17 protein-coding genes are annotated in these 19,625 nt (G+C 67.2%); 5 read left to right on the forward strand and 12 right to left on the reverse strand.

Features of this window, described 5'->3' with window-relative positions:
• Positions 1 to 66: 66 nt before the first annotated feature.
• Both AIIKEEIJ_RS02005 and AIIKEEIJ_RS02010 read right to left on the reverse strand, forming a co-directional pair.
• On the reverse strand, positions 67 to 1,536 hold the full coding sequence (locus AIIKEEIJ_RS02005) for an aldehyde dehydrogenase family protein (protein WP_161994822.1): 1,470 nt from the start codon (positions 1,534 to 1,536) through the stop codon (positions 67 to 69).
• The gene (locus AIIKEEIJ_RS02010; RefSeq protein WP_161994835.1) at positions 1,533 to 2,870 is read right to left on the reverse strand and encodes an enolase C-terminal domain-like protein; all 1,338 of its coding nucleotides are present in this window, start codon (positions 2,868 to 2,870) and stop codon (positions 1,533 to 1,535) included. Before AIIKEEIJ_RS02010 ends, AIIKEEIJ_RS02005 begins: the two co-directional genes overlap by 4 nt.
• A gap of 157 nt (positions 2,871 to 3,027) precedes the next feature.
• Between AIIKEEIJ_RS02010 and AIIKEEIJ_RS02015 the strand changes: the two genes are divergently transcribed.
• Together AIIKEEIJ_RS02015 and AIIKEEIJ_RS02020 are read left to right on the forward strand one after the other, a co-directional pair.
• The gene (locus AIIKEEIJ_RS02015) at positions 3,028 to 3,828 is read left to right on the forward strand and encodes a GntR family transcriptional regulator (RefSeq protein WP_231385949.1); all 801 of its coding nucleotides are present in this window, start codon (positions 3,028 to 3,030) and stop codon (positions 3,826 to 3,828) included.
• Between the two features lie 334 nt (positions 3,829 to 4,162).
• Positions 4,163 to 5,440, forward strand: a complete 1,278-nt coding sequence (locus AIIKEEIJ_RS02020) for an MFS transporter (protein ID WP_238406164.1) — start codon at positions 4,163 to 4,165, stop codon at positions 5,438 to 5,440.
• A 222-nt stretch (positions 5,441 to 5,662) separates the two neighbouring features.
• On the opposite strand, the gene AIIKEEIJ_RS02025 is transcribed toward AIIKEEIJ_RS02020, so the two are convergent.
• On the reverse strand, positions 5,663 to 5,860 hold the full coding sequence (locus AIIKEEIJ_RS02025; protein WP_006935226.1) for a DUF4177 domain-containing protein: 198 nt from the start codon (positions 5,858 to 5,860) through the stop codon (positions 5,663 to 5,665).
• Positions 5,861 to 6,070: 210 nt separating this feature from the next.
• Between AIIKEEIJ_RS02025 and AIIKEEIJ_RS02030 the strand changes: the two genes are divergently transcribed.
• Positions 6,071 to 7,036 carry a dioxygenase family protein gene (locus tag AIIKEEIJ_RS02030; protein ID WP_161994823.1) on the forward strand — a complete coding sequence of 322 codons (966 nt, stop codon included), beginning with the start codon at positions 6,071 to 6,073 and terminating at the stop codon, positions 7,034 to 7,036.
• Between the two features lie 77 nt (positions 7,037 to 7,113).
• Here AIIKEEIJ_RS02030 and AIIKEEIJ_RS02035 read toward each other — a convergent pair whose 3' ends face one another.
• From AIIKEEIJ_RS02035 to AIIKEEIJ_RS02045, 3 genes are all read right to left on the reverse strand, one after another.
• Positions 7,114 to 8,496 carry an aldehyde dehydrogenase family protein gene (locus tag AIIKEEIJ_RS02035; protein ID WP_161994824.1) on the reverse strand — a complete coding sequence of 461 codons (1,383 nt, stop codon included), beginning with the start codon at positions 8,494 to 8,496 and terminating at the stop codon, positions 7,114 to 7,116.
• Positions 8,497 to 8,579: 83 nt separating this feature from the next.
• Positions 8,580 to 10,202: an NAD(P)-binding domain-containing protein gene (locus tag AIIKEEIJ_RS02040; protein WP_161994825.1), complete on the reverse strand. Its 1,623-nt coding sequence runs from the start codon at positions 10,200 to 10,202 to the stop codon at positions 8,580 to 8,582.
• Between the two features lie 42 nt (positions 10,203 to 10,244).
• On the reverse strand, positions 10,245 to 11,177 hold the full coding sequence (locus AIIKEEIJ_RS02045; RefSeq protein WP_161994826.1) for an alpha/beta hydrolase fold domain-containing protein: 933 nt from the start codon (positions 11,175 to 11,177) through the stop codon (positions 10,245 to 10,247).
• A 296-nt stretch (positions 11,178 to 11,473) separates the two neighbouring features.
• On the opposite strand from AIIKEEIJ_RS02045, the gene AIIKEEIJ_RS02050 reads away from it, so the two are divergent.
• Both AIIKEEIJ_RS02050 and AIIKEEIJ_RS02055 read left to right on the forward strand, forming a co-directional pair.
• Positions 11,474 to 12,532, forward strand: a complete 1,059-nt coding sequence (locus tag AIIKEEIJ_RS02050; RefSeq protein ID WP_161994827.1) for an alcohol dehydrogenase catalytic domain-containing protein — start codon at positions 11,474 to 11,476, stop codon at positions 12,530 to 12,532.
• A gap of 10 nt (positions 12,533 to 12,542) precedes the next feature.
• Entirely contained in the window at positions 12,543 to 14,369 is a 1,827-nt protein-coding gene (locus tag AIIKEEIJ_RS02055; protein WP_161994828.1) for a helix-turn-helix domain-containing protein, read from the forward strand.
• 165 nt (positions 14,370 to 14,534) lie between these two features.
• Here the strand turns inward: AIIKEEIJ_RS02055 and AIIKEEIJ_RS02060 are convergent, their stop codons facing one another.
• The 6 genes from AIIKEEIJ_RS02060 to AIIKEEIJ_RS02085 all read right to left on the reverse strand — a co-directional run.
• Positions 14,535 to 15,326, reverse strand: a complete 792-nt coding sequence (locus AIIKEEIJ_RS02060; RefSeq protein ID WP_161994829.1) for an NAD(P)-binding domain-containing protein — start codon at positions 15,324 to 15,326, stop codon at positions 14,535 to 14,537.
• A gap of 91 nt (positions 15,327 to 15,417) precedes the next feature.
• Complete coding sequence (locus AIIKEEIJ_RS02065; RefSeq protein ID WP_161994830.1) at positions 15,418 to 15,861, reverse strand: carboxymuconolactone decarboxylase family protein; 444 nt, start codon at positions 15,859 to 15,861, stop codon at positions 15,418 to 15,420.
• 133 nt (positions 15,862 to 15,994) lie between these two features.
• Positions 15,995 to 16,453, reverse strand: a complete 459-nt coding sequence (locus AIIKEEIJ_RS02070) for a universal stress protein (RefSeq protein ID WP_161994831.1) — start codon at positions 16,451 to 16,453, stop codon at positions 15,995 to 15,997.
• Positions 16,454 to 16,505: 52 nt separating this feature from the next.
• Positions 16,506 to 17,876: an MFS transporter gene (locus AIIKEEIJ_RS02075; RefSeq protein ID WP_161994832.1), complete on the reverse strand. Its 1,371-nt coding sequence runs from the start codon at positions 17,874 to 17,876 to the stop codon at positions 16,506 to 16,508.
• Between the two features lies 1 nt (position 17,877).
• Entirely contained in the window at positions 17,878 to 18,045 is a 168-nt protein-coding gene (locus tag AIIKEEIJ_RS02080) for a hypothetical protein (protein ID WP_161994833.1), read from the reverse strand.
• A gap of 19 nt (positions 18,046 to 18,064) precedes the next feature.
• Positions 18,065 to 19,625 (reverse strand): NAD(P)/FAD-dependent oxidoreductase (locus AIIKEEIJ_RS02085; protein ID WP_161994834.1); only part of this gene is annotated, 1,561 nt, incomplete at its 5' end.

Raw genomic sequence — 19,625 nt, forward strand, 5'->3', positions numbered from 1 at the left:
CGACGTCCCACACGCGCCCGATCAGCCGCGCCCGGTCGGCGTCCTCGGGCAGGACGTGAGCGTGTGTCATCGCTGCGCTCCCGGCCTTGCCGGACGGTGCCACTCGCCGTCGATCCGCTGTGCGATCCCCCACGGGTTCTCGTCCTGCAACGCCTCGGGCAGACGCGATGTGGGAAAGGACTGGTACGCGACCGGTCGGAGGAACCGGGAGATGGCGGCGGTGCCCACGGAGGTGGTCGTCGATGTCGTCGCGGGGTACGGTCCTCCGTGGTGCTGGGCGTAGCTGACGGTCACGCCTGTGGGCCAGCCGTTCCAGAGCACCCGACCGCTGATGTCGACGAGCACGGCGGCCAGTTCGGTGACGTCGTCGGCGGCTTCGGCCTGCACAGTCGTCGTGAGCTGGCCTTCCAGGAGGCGTGCCAGACCGACCAGTTCCGATTCACCGGCGTACTCGACGATCAGGCTCGCCGGCCCGAACATCTCCTGTCGCAGGAGTTCCGGATGTGCGCGTACGTTCGCGGCCGTGGTGCGCAGCACCATCGGCGACGGCATCGCCGCGAAGTCGCCTTCGACGAGTACCTCGACGCCGGCGGCGGCCCGGACCCGCGTCACCGCCTCGCGGTATCCGTCGTGGAGGCGAGCGTTGAGGAGCACGGTCGCCTCGAAGCGGTCGAGGGCGTGCGCCAGCACAGCCGCAACGGATCCGGTGTCACCCGCCGGCACGAACAGCAGCCCCGGCTTGGTGCAGAACTGCCCCATGCCGAGAGTGAAGGACTGCGCGTAGCCGGTGAGAATGTCTTCGCGGCGGCTGTTCCACGCGTTCTCGGTGACGAACACCGCGTTGATTCCACCGAGTTCGCCGTAGAAGGGAATGGGCTCGGGGCGTGCCGCCGCGCGGTCGAACAGGGCGCGGCCGCCACCGGTCGAACCCGTGAAGCCGACAGCCTTGACCAGCGGGTGATCCACCAGCGCCTCTGCTGCGGGTCTGCCGGTCACGAGCCCGAAGAGACCGGCAGGGGCTCCGGCGGCCTCGAGTGCGGCGACCACGACGTCCGCGGTGCGTGCGGCGAGCTCGAGGTGCCCGTCGTGGGCCTTGTGGACGACAGCGCATCCGGCGGCCAGCGCCGAGGCGCTGTCGCCACCCATCACGCTGAACGCGAAGGGGAAGTTCGACGCACCGAAGACACCGACGACGCCCAGCGGCACGTTGACACGGCGGATGTCCGGCCGCGGCCCCATCCCCCACGAGTCGTCGGCATGGTCGATGACGGCGTCGAGATGCTCGCCGCGGCGGACCTCGTCGGCGAACAACCGGAGCTGGAAAGTACTGCGCCGTAGTTCGCCCTGAAGCCGGTCGAGCCCCAGACCGGTTTCCCGCGCAGCGATGTCGACCAGGGCCGGAGCGTCGCCCTCCAGCCCCTCGGCGACGGCCTCGAGCCAGCCGGCGCGGGTGTCCGGGGGGACCGTCCGGGCCTTCTGAAATGCCGCGTGGGCCGCTTCGACCTTCCGGTTCAGTTCCTCGACGGTCGTGTTCACGGCGCCACCTCCACTCCGGTCTTCGTGGTGGCCGCGCGTCCGTTCACCTCTCGCCAGCCGGGGCCGGCGGGAAAGACCCAGCGTTCGCGCGACGCGGCCAGCATCTCCGCGCCGATACCCGGCAGGGCCGGCGCGGCGTAACGTCCCCCGACGATCCGGACGGGTTCCGCGAAGTGCTCGTGCAGGTGGTCGACGTACTCGATCATGCGTCCCTCCTGGGAGCCACTGACGGCTGCGTAGTCGAAGAACGAGAAGTGCTGAACGAGTTCGCAGAGCCCGACTCCGCCGGCGTGCGGGCACACCGGCACCCCGAAGCGGGCGGCCAGCAGCATGACGGCGATGTTCTCGTTCACTCCGGCAACGCGGGTGGAGTCCAGTTGGAGCACGTCGATGGCCTGGGCCTGCAGCAGCTGCTTGAAGACGATACGGTTCGCGACAGCCTCGCCGGTCGCGACCCGCGTCGGGGCGACACCCTTACGGATGTCGGCGTGGCCGAGGATGTCGTCGGTGCTGGTCGGCTCCTCGATCCAGTACGGGTCGAACTGCGCGAACTCGTTCACCCGATCGATGGCCTCGGAGACCTCCCACCGTTGGTTGGCGTCGATCGCGATCGGCAGGTCACCGACGGCCTCGCGGGCGAGGGCCAGGCGACGAAGGTCGTCCTCGACGCTCCCGCCGACCTTGAGCTTGATCATGGAGAAGCCGTCGGCGGCTGCCTCCTTGCTGAGACGCACGAGTTTCTCGTCGCTGTATCCCAGCCACCCCGGTGACGTCGTGTAAGCGGGGTAGCCGCCGGCCTGGAGTGCGGCGATGCGGTCCGCCTTGCCGATGCTGCCGCGCTGGAGGAGGTCGAGGGCCCGAGCCGGATCGAGGGAGTCGCGGATGTGCGTGAAGTCGACGACGTCGACGATCTCCTCCGGGGACATGGTGCTCAGCAGCAACCAGAGCGGCTTGCCTTCGCGACGGGCCCGAATATCCCACAGCGCGTTGATCAGAGCGCCGCAGGCCATCTGGCTGACGCCCTTCTCCGGGCCCAGCCACCGCAGTTGCGAGTCGTGGACGAGACGTTTGGATGCGGCGCCGAGATCGAAGATCAGTTCCTCGGTGTTCCGGCCGATCAGCAGCTGGGCGTAGGTGTCGATGGCATGGGTGACGACATCGTTGCCCCGACCACAGGTGAAGACGAAGCCGTGCCCTTCGTCGCCGGCATCCGTGCGGATCGTGACATAGGCGGCCGAGTAGTCCGGGTCGACGTTGACCGCATCCGAACCGTCCAGTTCCAGCGACGTCGGGAACCGGACATCGTCGGTCGTGATGGAGACGAGGTGAGACATGGCACTCACTTCCGTGAATCGTATAGGAATCGCCGCAATCATATAGGCAGTGTGGCCCGCGTCAAGCCGCCGGAGATGGATCGGTCACCCCGCCGGGGCCCGAGAGGGGTCCCGAGGCTGGTCGACGGCGAAGAGGACCGGGGCGTATACAGTCGGCATGTCCGAGCGCCCGCCACCTGCCGCACCGCCACAGCGGGCCGAGAAGTGGAGAGAGATGGTCATGGCCCGGCGCGATACGTCCGACGCCCCGAGAGTTCAGCCGAAAGTAGCTGCCGGCGAGGTCTATTCGAAGCTGCGGGACTCCATCGTGGCCAGCGAGATTCCGCCGGGCACCCGAATGAACATCGATGCCATCGCGCGCGACCTGGGCGTCTCACAGACGCCGGTCCGAGAAGCGTTGCAGCGGCTCGAGGGGGACAACCTGGTCGTCTACAGCCCCGGCCGCGGGTACAGCACCACCCCCCTGCTCGACCTTCCCGAACTCCGATCCCTCTTCGAGTTCCGACTGCTCGTCGAGCCCTGGGCAGCACGATCCGCGGCGGTGGATCGGCTCACGAACCCGAGCAGGGCCCTGGACCGGGAGCTCGAATCCTTCGAGCGCCGCGTCGAAGAGGGCGGCGACCTGCGTCAGGACCTCGTCGCCCACGACACCCGCTTCCACGACACCATCCTCGGTGCGGCCGGCAACCCAGTGGTCCAGCACGCATTCGTCCAGACCCACTGCCACCTGCACATCTTCCGGCTCTATCCCGCGGACGTCGACGGGTCGGTCACCGTCGCCGAACACCGGCAGATCTGGGATGCCATCCGTGCCTGCGAGCCGCAGACCGCCGAGCAGGCCATGGCCGACCACATTCGCAACTCCTTCACGCGATTCGCGCAGGCCTTCGACGGCAACATGCCACCCCTGGATGCCTCCGAGACCGCACGGACACAGAAGGCGCACATCGTCGGTTAGCGCGACGTCCCAGGGGAGACGAGGTCGGACGCCGACGATCCAGGCGTTTCCTCGACGCGTCGATTCCGCCGGCGCCCTTTCGCGACCGGAACGGGAAGCTCCGAGGTGCCGGGTTGCCCCTCCCCGGCCCGCTTGACAGTGACGGCAGTCACCTGATTCCATGTGGCCTATACGATCGCCGGTGTTCCTATACGATCCCATGCCGCGATCGACCTCACCCCACCTGCCTCATGTTCGAGGATTCGAGGAAACAATGGTCATGTCAGGGAGAACCCCCATGAGTACTGCAGTAGGAAGTGACTCCGAGGTGAAAGCACCTCGGACCATGACTCGAATGCGATGGGCCATCATCTGGCTCGCATTCGTCGGCCTCAGTATCAACTACCTCGACCGGTCGAGCCTGAGCGTCGCGCTGCCGTTCATGGGCGAGGATTTCCATCTCACCGCCACCCAGCAGGGCATGATCTTCGCGGCTTTCTTCTGGGCCTACGACGTGTGCCAGCTCGCCGCCGGCTGGTATGTCGACAAGGTCGGCCCCCGGCGATCGTTCACCATCGCCGCCCTCTGGTGGTCGGTCTGCACCATGGCCACGTCCTTCGCGCGGGGATTCGGTTCGCTCTTCGCGGTCCGTTTCCTGCTCGGAGTGGGTGAGAGCCCGGCACCGAGTACGTCCGCCAAGGTGGTCGCCACCTGGTTCCCGAAGAGCGAGCGCGCCTTCGCTACGAGCATCTGGGACTCCGGCTCGCGCGTCGGCGCGGTGATCGCCCTTCCGATCGTCACGCTCATCATCTCCTTCACCACCTGGCACGGCGTCTTCATCATCATCGGCGCTCTGGGTGTCGTATGGGCCTTCGCCTGGTGGAAGATCTATCGGGCCCCTCAGGATCACCCGCGGGTCGGTACCGCCGAACTCGCGCATATCGAGAGCGGCGGCGCACGCGGTGCCGGCAGTGACGACGCGGACGCCGCGAAGCTACCCTGGCGGTCGCTGTTCCGGTACCGCACCATCCTGAGCATGATGTTCGGCTTCTTCTGCCTGAACAGCGCGATCTACTTCTTCATCACCTTCTTCCCCAGCTACCTCGTCAGCGAGAGGGGATTCGATCTCCTGAAGCTCGGAATGTTCGGCGCGCTGCCGGGTGTGTGCGCGGTGGCGTGCGGATGGCTCGGTGGATTCGCCGCCGACCGCGCGGTACGTCGGGGACACTCGGTCACCCGGGTTCGCAAGACCCAGATCGCCGGAGGCCTGGTCGGCGGATCGGTCATCATGTTCGCCGCAGTCGTCCCCGAGGCGTGGATGGCGTTGGCGCTCTTGTCTCTTGCGTACTCCAGCCTGACCGTCGCCGCTACCGGAATCTGGTCGCTTCCGGCGGACGTCGCACCCAGTTCGAAGCATGTCGGGTCGATCGGCGGAATCCAGAACTTCGCGTCGAATCTCGCGGGTATCTTCACGCCGCTCGTCATCGGCGTCCTCGTCGACAGCACCGGGTCCTACGTCGCCCCGCTCGCGGTGATCGGCGCAGTGGCACTGCTGGGGGCAGCAAACTACTTGTTCGTCATGGGGAGGGTGGAACCACTGAAGGTCAAGGAGCCCCTGGCGCTTCAGCACTGATCGGAAATCTGCACCGGGCAGGTCTCACACGTCCGCTCCGCTGAAAGCGAGATCCCACGACCGTCGGTCGTGGGATCTCGCTTTCGCGTGGCGAAACCTGCAGGAAGCCGAGAGCCGGGACGTCGTCGGCACAGGGGACGCGGGGAGGTGCGGCCACGACAGTGTCCCCGATGCCGCGTTGTTCGAGTCGCGGCGACGGACGAGTCGGGCCGACCGCGCCCGTCAGCCCTCGCGTTCGAAGGTGACGAGCAGCCCCTCGACCCCGCCCGGGCCGACGCGGCCCTTGATCTCGGCGGAGGTGATGGCCTTCAGGCGCCACCCCTGCCGGGCGTGCTCGTTGAGCAGATCCTCGAGCTTGTCACCGGACATCTTCCCGCCGAGCATCTTCTCGCGGACCTCGACAACCTTGTACGAGTACATCGCATTCCTCATGTCGTGGCGATCGGGAATCAGCGGGAGCGCCGACCTTTCGCATTCTACCCGCGTCCGCGCGGCGCGAGCCGGGCTCGACGACCGAAGGACGGATCCACCCGAGCCCGGCTGCCAGCAAGTTCCCAGCATCCGTCCGGTGTTTCCCGAGCTTCCCTTCGTAGCGTGAACCCCACCGAACCGAGCCGAGAGGACACCGCAATGAGTTCACGCCGGGCGCGTCGCGTTCCCACCGACCCCGAACTCCACGAGCACGACCTGGGCCTGGCCCACGACATGAGGACGATGCTGTCGCGCCGGCGGATGCTGGCCGTCTTCGGCGCGGCCGGCACCGCGGCCCTCGCTGCGTGCTCGACGGGCGGGTCGACGTCCACCTCGGCATCCGCGTCGGCCACCACCACCGCCGCTTCGACGACCTCCGCGACCGCCGCGGGCGAGTGCGTCGCCGCCGCACCACAGGAGACGGCCGGCCCGTACCCCGGCGACGGATCGAACGGGCCCAACGTCCTGATCGAGTCGGGAATCGTCCGCAAGGACATCACCACCAGCTTCGGTGACTACACCGGCACCGCCGCGGGCGTGCCGACCACCATCACCCTGCACCTGCAGGATCTCGCCGCCGGCTGCGGCCCCGGCCAGGGCATGGCCGTCTACTTGTGGCACTGCGACCGCGACGGGCAGTACTCCCTCTACAGCGACGGTCTGACGGACCAGAACTACCTGCGCGGCGTGCAGGTCGCCGACGCCGACGGCACCGTCTCGTTCACCTCGATCTTCCCGGCCTGCTACTCGGGGCGCTGGCCGCACATCCACTTCGAGGTGTACGACTCCCTCGAGGTCGCCGTCGCCGGCGACAACGCGCGGCTGACCTCGCAGATCGCCCTCCCCCACGACGTGTGCGAGACGGTGTACGCCGGCGCCGACGGATACGCGCAGAGCACCCGCAACCTGGCGCAGATCAGCCTCGACTCCGACAACGTCTTCGGCGACGGCTGGGACGCCGAACTCGCGACCGTCACCGGCAGCATCGACACCGGCTACGCCGTCGACATCACGGTCGGTGTCGCCGAGAAGTCGGCGAACGTCCAGTCCGATGCGCCGCCGCAGGGCGGGATGGGAGGCGGCCCCGCCGGTGGCCGCCCGGCAGGTCCGCCGCCCGGGCAGTGACGGTCGCTCACTCCACCTTCGTCAGCGACCGCACTGCACCCTCGGACGCACGGCAGTCTTGCCGTCGACGCGCTCGGTTACTTCTTTCCCCCGGGGTTTCTCACGAGCTTCTTGTTGGCAAACTCGTTGAAGCCGAACCGGGCCAGCTCGCGGCCGACGCCGGAACGCTTGACGCCGCCGAACGGCAGGTCCGGCGAACTCTTGCTGGTGCTGTTGATCCACACCATGCCGGTCTCGAGCTCTTCCGCCACGCGGTCGGCCTTCTGCGGGTCCGACGTGAACACGCTGGACGAGAGACCGAAGGGTGAATCGTTGGCCGCCTCGATCGCCTCGTCGAGAGAACCGACGCGGTGCACGACCGCCACCGGGCCGAACAGCTCCTCGTGGTAGGCACGCATCTCGGGAGTGACGCCGACCAGGACGGTGGGCGGGTAGTAGGCACCCTTCTCGTCCGGCCGGTCCCCACCGGTCAGAACCTCGGCGCCATGGGAGACGGCATCCTGCACCAGCTCGTCCAGTTCGTCGACTGCCGAGCGTGAAGACAACGGCCCGAGCTTCGTCTCGGGGCTGGCCGGGTCGCTGGGCTGCCAACCGGTCATCCCGTCGAGAAACTTCCGCACGAACTCGTCGTACACGGGTTCCTCCACGAGGAAGCGCTTCGACGCCGTGCAGGCCTGTCCGCCGTTACCGAGCCGGCCGACGACGGCGGCGGAGGCTGCCGCATCGACATCGGCGTCGCCGAGCACGATGAACGGGTCGGAGCCGCCGAGTTCCAGCACACACTTCTTCATGTGCCGGCCGGCGACCTCACCGACGGCGGAGCCGGCCTTCTCGGATCCGGTGAGCGAAACACCCTGGATACGCGGATCCGCAATGGCCGCCGCGACCTGGGCGGAGGAGATGAACGCGTTGAGGTACACCCCGTCGGGCAACCCCGCCTCGGTCAGGACCCGCTCGATCGCGAGCGCGGACTGCGGGCAGTTCCGCGCGTGCTTGAGGATGATCGTGTTGCCCAGGGCAATGTTGGGGGCAGCGAAGCGGGCCACCTGGTAGTAGGGGTAGTTCCACGGCATGACCCCGACCAGCGGGCCGATCGCCTCGGTGCGCACGACCGCGATACCTGATCCGGCGATGTCGAGGGGCTCATCCGCCATGAACTCTTCCGCGTGGTCCGCGTAGTACTGGTAGATCGAGGCCACCAGCGCCACCTCGCCCTTGGCCTGGGTGATCGGCTTGCCCATTTCCAGGGTGAGGAGCGCGGCCAGCTCGTCGGCCTGCTCCCGGTGGATCTCAGCGGCCCGGGCGAGAACCGCCCGTCGCTGTTCCAACGGCGTGGTGCGCCAGGAGCGGTACGCCGCGGCGCTGCGCCCGATAAGCTCGTCCAACTCGGCGTCCGAGATCTCCGGGTACTGCGCGACCTCTTCCCCAGTGGCCGGATCGGTGGTGGTGTACACACCCATGGGGTTCTCCTGTCAGGTAGTGGGGACGGCCGGCGTCACCGGTTTCGATGACGCCCGGCCGTCCTGGGCTGCGGGGCGTGGCGTCAGACCGTGACCATCTCGGCGGACTTCACTTCGAAGCCCCGGTATCCGTCGGCCGCGACCTCGGCCATGACGGCACGGTAGTTGCGCAGGCCGCCCAGGTAGAACAGTACGCTCGGCTTCTTCCCCGGGATGTTCGCGCCGAAGATCCACGAATCGCCCTTGGTGAACAGCGTGGCGTTCGCGATCTCGGTGCAGGTCTCGGTCCATTCGGCCTCGGCCTCCGGCGTGGGCTCGATGGCACGCACCCCGTTGCGCTCCGCGTACCCGATCGTGTCGCTGATCCACTCGACCTGCGTCTCGATGCTCGGGGGCAGGTTCGTGAACGGGCCGTTGGGGCCCAGCACCATGAACCAGTTGGGGAAGTTCGCCGTGGAGACGCCCAGGTAGCTGGTCGGCTGGCCGTCCCAGTGGTCGTTGATGTGCAGGCCGTCCCGGCCACGGATCTCGATGCGCCGGTAGTTGCCGTCCACCGCGTCGAAGCCGGTGGCGAAGACGAGCACGTCCAGCTCGTGCAGGACGCCGTCCTCGGTCACCACACCCTTGGCGGTGACCTCACGGATGGGGTTCTCCTTGATGGCGACGGCCTCCACGTTCGGCCGGTTGTACACCTCGTAGTAGCCGCTGTCGCACAGCGGACGCTTGGCGAACAGACCCGTCGGCATCAGCTTGCGAGCGGTCTCCGGGTCCTCGATGATCTCGGCGACCTTGGCGCGGATGAACGACGCGGCGGCTTCGTTGGCGGCCTCGTCGGTGGCGATGTCACCGAAGGTGCCGAACATGAAGCGGAAGCCGCCGCCGTGGTCCCAGGCCTCCTGGAAGATCCGGTTGCGCTCCTCCTCCGAGACGGACATGGCCGGCAGGGTGGACTCCTCGAAGCCGAAGGCCACCGCGGAGTTCTTGGCGCGCTCCCAGATCCGGTCGTAGTCGGCCTTGATCTCGGCGATCTGCTCCGGGGTGACGGGGCGGTTGCCGACCGGCACCGAGTACTGCGGGGTCCGGACGAACACGGTGAGGTGCTCGACCTCCGGCGCCAGCGATGTGATGACCTGCTGGCCGGTGGAACCGGTACCGATGACACCGACACGGCGGCCGGCGAGGCTCTTGCCCTCGGGCCAGGCGGCGGTGTGGATGGTTTCGCCCTCGAACGTGTCCAGGCCGGGCAGGTTCGGGAAGTTGATGGCGGAGAGCAGGCCCACGGCGTTGACGACGTACTTGGCGCGGTAGACCTCGCCGTGATCGGTGGTGACCTCCCACAGGTTCTCGTCGTCCAGGTAGAGCGCCGAGGTCACCTCGGTACCGAACTTGAAGTGGCGGCGCAGATCGAACCGGTCGACGACATCCTCGAGGTACTCGAGGATCTCGGGCTGGGTGATGTACGTGGTCTTCCAGGTGCTCTCCTGCAGCAGGTCGCGATCGAAGGAGAAGCGGTAGAGGTGGCTCTCCGTGTCGGAGAGGGCGCCCGGGTAGCGGTTCCAGTACCAGGTGCCGCCGGGGCCGTCGGCCTTGTCGAAGCCGACGGTGGTCAGGCCGAGTTCGTGGTGCAGCTTGTGGACGGCGTAGATGCCGCCGAATCCGGCGCCGATGACGACGGCGTCGACGGTGTTGGTGGTCTGTGCGGTCATGGTGAATCCTTCAGGCGTTCAGGTGGGAGAGAAAAGTCGGGGTTACTTCTGGTACCAGGCGGCAAGCTTCGCGAACTCGTCGTCGACGAGGGCGGAGCGCCCGGCCAGGAACGGGTACACGTGCTGCTGGCCCCCACCGATGGACAAGGTGACGTCGACACCGGCCGACGCGGCGAGCTTCTCCAAGCGGGTGGCGTTGTCGAGGAGCGACTCGACGCTGCCGGCCGTGATATACAGCCGGGGGAACCCGGTGAAGTCGGCGTACAGCGGGTTCGCCAGCGGGGTCTTCGGGTCGATCGTGTCCCCGAGGACGCCGGCGATCATGCCTTCGAGCAGTTCCGGGGTGATGAGGGCATCGGTGTCGTTGTTGGTGGCGAGGGTCTCGCCCTTGTTCTCCATGTCGAGCCACGGGGAGAAGGCGATGACACTGCCCGGGCCCTGCTTGCCCTGCTCCAGGAGCGACAGCGCGACGGCGATGGCGAGGTTTCCGCCGGCGGAATCACCGATGGTGGTGATGTCCTGCGGGGCGATGCCGTTCGCGATGAGTGCGTCGAACGCGGCCACACCGTCCTCGATCTGGGCGGGGTGCTGGAACTCGGGGGCGCGGCGGTAGTCCAGCACGAAGCTGACGGCGCCGAGGGCCTTGGCGACGTGGCCGGCGAGCTTGCGGTGGCTGGCGGCCGAGCCGACGGCGAATCCGCCGCCGTGCGTGTACAGGAGCAAATTGGATCCATCCGCGCCCTGGGGCAGGCACCAGATGCCGGGAACCCCACCGACTGTCTCCTCGCGGTAGGTCACGCCCTCCGGCTCGACGGTCGGCTGGTGCCACTCGTCGAAGAGCGAGCGGAGCAGGCGGATGGTCAGGTCCGGTGTCGCCGCCATGATCTCGGACCAGTCGGCGTAGAGGTCGCGCAGCACATCCGGGCCCGCGGCGCCGCCGGGAGCGGTGCTGAGAGTTTCGGAGATGTTGGTCATGGGTCGTCCTTCGGTGATGTCGAGCCTGCTCCGGGTGGGATGAGTGGGTGCCGCGTCCGGGTTGTGTTCCCTCCGGCTGCGACCACTCGATGTGATGGCCGCCACGGCGCCTGATTCAAAGCTGGAGTGGTGTTCCAGCCCACAGCTGTTCCAATGTGAAACAGTCGGCGTCGTGGCGCATTGATACTCCGATGACACCTAATCGGCACCGGATTTGGTATTGGATGCTTCACACCGAGTTGGACATGATGAAGGGATACCTGATCGCCTCAGACTTCGAACGGAGCGCTCTCCCGATGCGTGTATTCGCCGTCCAGCCCGATGACACCGCCATCCACGACCTGGAAGTTCCGACCCCGAGCCCCGAAGGCCGGCAGGTGCTGCTGAAGGTCGTGCGGGCCGGTGTCTGTCACACCGATACCCACCTGCGTGCCGGCGGGTACGACCTGGGCAGCCGCGGAATGATGAGCATGAAAGCCCGCGGCATCGAATACCCGATGGTGCTCGGCCACGAAGTGGTCGGTGTCGTCGAGAAGGTGGGCGACAGCGTCGAGTCGGTTCGTGTGGGTGACGTGCGGCTGATCTACCCGTGGATCGGGTGCGGCGAGTGTCGCCAGTGCCGTGAAGGCCACGACAACCGTTGTGCCGCCGGAAAAAACCTGGGCGTGGCCCGCCACGGCGGCTACGCCGAATACATCCTCGTGCCCGACGAGAAGTACCTCGTGGACATCGACGGCCTCGACCCGAGCTGGGCCGCCACCCTGGCCTGCTCCGGTCTCACCGCATACAGCGCCGTGGACAAGGTGCTCCCGCTCGAACCGGACGAGCCCGTCGTCGTCTTCGGCGCGGGAGGACTCGGCCTCACCGCCATCGCGATCCTCCGTTCGCGGGGCCACCGCAACATCTGTGCCGTCGATGTCGCCGAACGGAATCTCGCCCTGGCGCAGGACATGGGCGCCTCGAGCACAGTCCTCTCCGGGCCCGGCAGCGGGGCCGACGACATCCGCCGCGCGGCCGGTGGGCCGGCCAGCGCGGTGATCGACTTCGTCAACAACGGCATCACGGCCACGGCGGCGTTCGAGGTACTCGCCAAGGCGGGGATCATGGTCCAGGTCGGCCTCTTCGGCGGTGAAGTCACCCTCCCGACCGCCCTGCTGGCCCTGCGCATGATCCGTATCGAGGGCAGCTTCGTGGGAACCCCCGCCCAGATGCAGGAGCTGGTGCGGTTGGCGCAACGCGGGGAACTGCCCCACATCCCTCTCGTCGAACGGCCGCTGTCGGCGGCCGCGGTATCCCAGGCGTTGGATGACCTGACCGCCGGTGGTATTGCCGGACGAATCGTCTTGACGGCTTGACAATGGGGTGATGCCGGTGGATGGAGGACGTCGCGAGGACGAGGTGCGGAGCGCCCGCGCACGGCTGGTCGAGCAAGGACTGGTCCGGGCCTCCGTGCCCGCCTCCCTCGTTGCGAAGGAGATCGAGCAGAGCTGGCGCCGCTCGGTCTCCCACCGCGTCGACCCTGGGGCCGAACCCCACATTCTGGGCGAGATCGACCCGGACACCGCCATCCTGCGTGCTGCGGGTCGGATCCTCGACCAGTGGCAGACCAACCTCACGGACTCGCGGATGACGCTCTTCCTAGCCGACGAGGACGGCCGCATCGTGTCCCGCCGCATCGTCGACGCCCAGGACGGGCGGCTGCTGGACCGGGCCAACGCAGCGGAGGGGTTCGACTTCTCCGAACGCACCCTGGGCACGAACGGACTCGGCACTCCCATCGAGGCGCGCGACGTCGTATTCGTCCGTGGCAACGAACACTTCAACGACGCCCTCGCCCGGCTGGCATGCGCGGGCGCTCCTATCAAGCACCCCATCACCGGCCGGATCGTCGGTTCGCTCTCCCTCGCCTCCCACGTCGACGTCGCCAGCCCGTTGATGGTCGCCATGGTCCGGCAGGCCGGGCACCAGATCGCCGAGGCACTCGAGCACATGGCCGATTCCCGGGACCTCGAATTGGCGCGCGCCTACCGTTGTTTCCGCTCCTCCCGGCGCCCGGTCCTGGTCATGAACTCGGAAACCGTCATGACGGATCTGCCCTCCCTGGCCCACCTCGACGCAGAGTCGCACGCCGTCCTGTGGGAGAAGCTGCGCCTCCACCACTGGGACGACGATTCACTGAAGCTCGAATTGCCCATGCTCGGCACCGAGGCCATGGTGCGGCGCCTCGGCCGCGGCGGTCAGGACGCCATCTTCGCGCTGGAGTTCCTGGCGCCGGCCGGTGCCGCGCCATCCGAGCAGGATGCCGTGGTCTCCGAAACGGGCAGTGGGACCGTGCCTCTCCTCCGGGGCGGCGCGGCCTCTCCTCGACCTCAGCAGTCGCCGTACGAGGTTGTCCAACGGCAGCTCACCACTGCCGCCGCCGCGAACGGACTCGTGCGCGTGGTCGGAGCCCCCGGCGTCGGCAAGCGGCACCAGGCCTCGAAGTGGCTGCGACAACGCACCGGACAGGAGCCCGAGCTCTTCACCGTCCGCGACCTTGCCACGGACGGCACGTTCTGGGCCGACGGTGACGCCGCGTTGCGCGAGGGGCGCGGGGTCGTCGTCGCCGGGGACGGAAGCCTCTCCGACGAGCTGCGCAGGCGCCTCGGGGACTTCGCGCGGCTTCCGCGCCCCGGTGACGATCGGAGTGCCCGGGTCGTTCTCACCGAATGCACAGCCGACACGGGCAGCCCCCCAGACGGTGCCGACGCCGTTGCGGCAGCGGTACGCATCCCCTCGCTCGCGGAGCTTCGCGGCGAGCTTTCGGCTGTCGTGCGTGAGGTCGCTGCCGAGCTCTACCCGGGTGCGCCGGCACCGCGGTTCTCCCCCGCCGCGCTCCAATGCCTGTTGGCCTGGCCTTGGCCGGGCAACGTAGCCGAGCTGACCCGGCTCCTCACCGACCTGCCGCAGGTGGCCCGCGGCGGCCTGATCCAGACCCAGGACTTGCCGATCGAGATGCGCCAGACGCGCAAGCCCTCCCTGAGCCGCTACGAGCAGGCCGAGCGCGATGCGATCGACGGCGCGCTGCGGGAAGCCGGGGGAAACAGGTCCCGCGCTGCGGAGATCCTGGGGATCGGCCGCACGACGCTCTACCGCAAGATGCGGTCCCTGAAGATCGATGCCGACGAACGGATGATCGCTCCCGGTCCATGACCTCTTCCCCGGCCGCCACGGCCGGGGAAGCCCCCCCTACGCGTCCGGGACCGACGGCGGGTAGCCCGCGGCGCCGTCAACCGTGCCGGAATCGGCCGAGCCGTTCCGTGATCGACGGTTGTCAGCAGACCGAACAAGTCTGCAGCACAACGACTCCTGTGACGCTCACTCGTGGTCGGAATCGGAGCCCAACAGCGCACGCGCCTGCAGGATCGCCGGCTCGACGTCGTCGTCGAGATCTGCGGCGGGTAGTGAACCGAGTTCGCTGCGGAGCAGACCCACGTCCTTCAGCAGCAGGTCGTACTGAACGTCGATGAGGTTGTCACCCATCCAGCTCTGTCCGGTCGACACGCCGATCACCTCGAAGAGGTCCTTGGCCGGCACGCCGTGTTCGGCTGCGAGGTTGAGCATCCGTGCGGTGGCGGCCAGGTTGTAGGTGGCCAGGGCGTTGTTGAGGAGTTTCACGAGAGCCGGCTGTCCGTAGGACTCCATTTGGAAGACACGGCCCGAGATGTCTTCCAGCAGCGCGTTTTCGGCGTCGGTGGGGGCGGGTCCAGCGAGGAAGACGGTCATCGAGCCGTGGCGTGCCCCCTGGGGGCCGCCCGACACGGGGGCCTCGAAGACGCGCCAGCCGGCCGGAGCCGAGGGCAGGATCTTCCGTGCGTCCGCAGGCGCGAGCGTGGTGTGGACGAAGACGGTCATCGGCTGCGCTGTGTGGGCCGCCAGGGCCTCGAACACCGACGAGACCTGGTCGGCCAGCCGCACCGCAACGTGGACACTGTCGATGGACGGCCAATCGACAGCCGCCAGGTCGCTGCCGGCCGGCGACGCGGTCTCCTCCGACCACTCGCGGAGGCGATCCTGGTTGAAGTCGTAGCCGTACACCTTCCGGCCCAGCTCGGCGAGATGTGCGCCGATGTTTCCCCCGATGGGTCCGAGTCCGATTACGAGATGCATTCTTGCGTTCCTTGAAGTGTGGTGACGAGGTGGTGAGAGAGAATGCCGCGCCGCATGGCGAGTCATCGAGATGCCGGCGAGGCAACGAACATCACGAGGATGCCGGGGTGGGCTGATCGTCCGATTCCGCAGGGGCCGCCGGAGCGATACCCCGTTCCGCCATGACCTCCTTGAGGAGGGTCAGGCCGTTGAGCACGCGCGGGAACCCGATGTAGGGGATGCACTGGATCAGAGCGCCGACGATCTTCTCCTTGGTCAGGCCCACGTTGAAGCCGACATTGATGTGCAGCTTCAACTGCGGGTCGGTACCCAGGGCGACCAGCGTGGAGATGGTCACGAGCGTCTGTTCCTGCTGGGTCAGGCTGGTGCGGGAGTAGATGTCCCCGAAGGCGAAGGAGACGATGTAGTCGGACAGGTCCGGGTCCAGAGTCTTGTAGGACTCCACGAGCTTGACGTGGTCGAAGGTGCCGGAGTGCTCGGTGGAGACAAGCTCCATCATGCGGTCGAGTCCGCGCTGGTAACGATCCGTGGCCATGGGGGTTTCCTCTCGAGAGGGTCGAAGGTGGTGATTGCTCGGCAGGGCGTGGAACATCCCTTCCAGGATGCCGAGCGTGCCGAATTCGCGGGGGTTCGCTCCCGCTCGGAACGACACGTGCGGGCAACCGTGCTTACGCCGGTTGTGGTGGTCTGGCCAGCAGGACAGAGCATTCCGGATGCCGCCGTATCACTTGTTCGGCGACCGTGGACCCACGGTGATGCTGATAACCGAGGACGATGATGTCCGCCCGTAGTTCGTGCGCTCGCTGCAGAATGATGTCCGGGATGTCGTGTTCGGTAGCGTTGACGAGTTCTCCGTGGACAGTGACTCCCGCTGCGGCGAGTAGGTCGACAGCGTCTTGCACTACTTTCCGTTCGTCAGTGGGAACGTCGTCCTCGCCTTCGAGTACACCGAGCCCCGAGCCGGCGTTGATGTCGTAGGCGACTACGTGGCCGCGGGCGAAGTGCAACAGGTGGACGGTCCCACCGGTCATCTTCGCGAACCGGATCGTTCGTTGCAGGGAATCGTCGGGAGAGTCCGGCGCTGCATCGATGGCTACCAGGATTCGTTCGTACATCGCCGTCTCCACGCCTTCCAAGGTTGCCGGCTCGAACTATTGCATCGCATTCCCCAGGCCGGTACTACGTAGTCGGGGAAACTGCCGTCGCTCCGGCCCCGAGCGGCACTGCCGGTTCGACGGGCGTCGAGTGAACGTCCGTCGCGCGACGAACTCTCGGGACCGCCAGCGTCAGAGCGACACCCAGAAGGGCGAAGCCGGCCAGGACATAGAAGACTGCGTTCACGCCGAGCCCGGCGGCCAGGAACAGACCGCCCAGCAGCGGGCCGCTGACGCCGCCCAGCCGGCCGAATCCCGCGGCCCACGCGACCGCCGCACCCCGCATCTTGGTGGGGAAGTAGTTCGCCACCAGCCCGTAGATCAGGATCGACGTTCCCGTGGTGCCGAAGCCGACGATGGCGACGAAGAGCAGGCGCACCGGCAACGGCACGTTCAATGTCAGCAATGCGATGAACGACGCACCGATCAGGAAGCCCGTAGCCACAACCGGTTTGGGACCGAACCGGTCGGCGAACCGGGAGCCGCCCAGCGCTCCGAGGATTGCGCCTCCGCTCAACACGAGAAGGAAGGCGAGCGAGCCTTTGGTATTGAACCCCACTTGTTCCATCAGCACCGGCAACCAGGTGTTGAGGTAGTAGTTGAGGAACTGGGCGAGGGCGCTCATCAATCCCACCAGCACCGTCGAGAGCAGGAAGCCGCGGCTGATCAGGCCGGCGAAGCCCACCCGTTCGGCCTTCTCCGATTCCGGGACGCTCTCGGGCATCGGCACACCGGTGCGCTCGGAGATCGCCCGGGCCTTGTCGATCTGGCCCCGGGCGACCAACCACGGCACCGACTCGGGCATCTTCAGAAACGCCAACGGCAACAGGGTCACGATCGGCAACGCCCCGATCATGAACAGTCCGCGCCAACCGAGGGACTCCAACAGAAGGATGGCAAGCAGGGCACCCAGCAGGCTCCCCAGCGGCACGCCGGAGTAGCTGATGGCACTGCAGAGGTTCTTCTTTCCCGGCGGGGCGAATTCGGTGACCAGGGTGCCGGTGGTGGCGATCAACGCGCCGATACCGAGGCCGGTGAGGAACCGCATGATGCCGAACGTCGTGGTACTGCTCATCAGCGCGGTGACGAACATGCCGATGGAGAACCACGCGTAGGAGAGCAGCATGACCTTGCGGCGGCCGAGGATGTCACCGAAGGCTCCGGCGAGCAGAGCACCGAACATCATTCCCAGCAGGGCGTAGCTGCCCAGGGTCCCCGCGACCGCGGGCGTAACTTCCCCGAGATGGCTCGGGTCGTTCAGGAAGGTCGACAGCACCGCGCCGTATACAACGAGGTCGTAACCATCGAAGATCATGCCGACGGTGGCGAGGGATACGACCCACATCACCGTTCGTTTGCGTCGTGCTTCTTGGTCGGTCGTTATGGTCGAAGTCATCTCAGATCTCTCTTTTGAGCTGCGTGCCGGAGGCACGATGCAACAGCTCCGTTTCGTGGCGGGACCGGTACGCGTCGAGCGCACCTGCGAGCGCCTGCTTCATCTCGGCGGCCGGCGTGGCGGCGAACTCGCACACCGCCTTCGGTCGCCGGTCGCGTACCTTTCTCATCGCGTATTCATTGTGGTCTTCAGTGTTGCGTGGTGGTACGAAACGGCTGGGACGTCCGTTTCGGATGGGCGGCCCCGAGTGGGAGCGGAGGGGACTTGGTGACGAAGCTGGGGTATCCGGCCGCCACCTCGGCCGCCACGATCTTGCGGTACTCGCCCAGGCCCCCGAGGTAGAACAGCACGCTCCGCTTCTTGCCGGGAATGTTCGCACCGAAGATCCACGAGTCGACCTTGCCGAACACCGTCGCGGCGGCGACCTCGCGGCAGGTCTCGGTCCAGTCCGTCTCCGCCTCGGGCCTGAGATCGATCCTGCCGGTATCGGTGGCCGCGACCTTCCGGATGGTGTCGGTGATGAACTCCACCTGGGCCTCGATCGTGGGCGGCAGATTGGTGAACGGACCGTTGGGGCCGAGGATCATGAACATGTTGGGGAACCCACTGGTGGCCACCCCGAGGTAGCTGGTCGGCCCGTCGTTCCAGTGCTGACTGATCAGCTTCCCGTCCCGGCCCTTCAGGTCCACCCGCATGTAGTTGCCGTCGACCGCGTCGAAACCGGTGGCGAACACCAGCACGTCGAGCTCGTGCTCGGCGCCGTCCTCGGTGACGATGCCCTTGCGCGTCATCCGGACGATCGGGTTCTCCTTGACGTTCACCAGGCTGACGTTGGGCCGGTTGAACGCCTCGTAGAACCCCGAGTCACACAACGGCCGGCGCGCATACATGTCGGTCGGGGTGAGCTTGCGGGCGGTCTCGGGATCCTGCACGATCTCGCCGATCTTGCGGCGGATGAACTTCGCCGCCTCCTCGTTGGCCGCCTCGTCGGTGGCGATGTCGCAGAAGGTCCCGAACATGAACTGGGACCCCCCGCCCGCGTCCCAGGCCTCCTGGAAGATGCGTTCGCGCTCCTCCGCGGACACACTGAAGGTCTCGATGGTGCTCTCCTCGAAACCCATGGCCACACTGGAACTGCGCACCTGCTCCCAGGTGGCGTCGAAGTTCTCGTGGTCGGCCCGCAACTGCTCGGGGCTCACCTCCCGGTTGCCGACCGGCACGCTGTACTGCGGGGACCGCTGGAACGAGATCAGATGCCCGGCAATCGGGGCCGTGGCCGTGATGATCTGGTTGCCGGTCGAGCCGTTACCGATCACCCCGACCCGCTTGCCCGTCAGGTCCAGTCCTTCCGGCCAGGCCCCGCTGTGCACGACCCGGCCCTCGAAATGCTCGATGCCGTGGAACTGCGGGGTGTTGGTCGCCGACAGAACGCCCAGCCCGGTGACGAGGAAGCGGGCCCGGTAGGTGATGCCGCGGTCGGTGCGGACGGTCCAGATACCGGAGAGTTCGTCCCACACGGCCTCGGTCATGCCGGTCTCGAGGTGAATGTGCTCGCGCAGCCCGAAACGGTCCACCACCTTGTTGAGGTAGGCCAGGACCTCGGGCCCCTTGATGAACCGGTGGGTCCACGTGTTGTCCCTGTACAGGTCGCGGTCGAACGAGTACTGGTAGACGAAGGACTGCGAATCCGACAACGCACCCGGGTACTTGTTCCAGTACCAGGTACCCCCCACCCCGCCCGCCTTGTCG

Origin of the sequence: Rhodococcus sp. YH1, assembly GCF_009939605.1 — a bacterium.
GTDB classification, from domain to species: domain Bacteria; phylum Actinomycetota; class Actinomycetes; order Mycobacteriales; family Mycobacteriaceae; genus Rhodococcus; species Rhodococcus aetherivorans.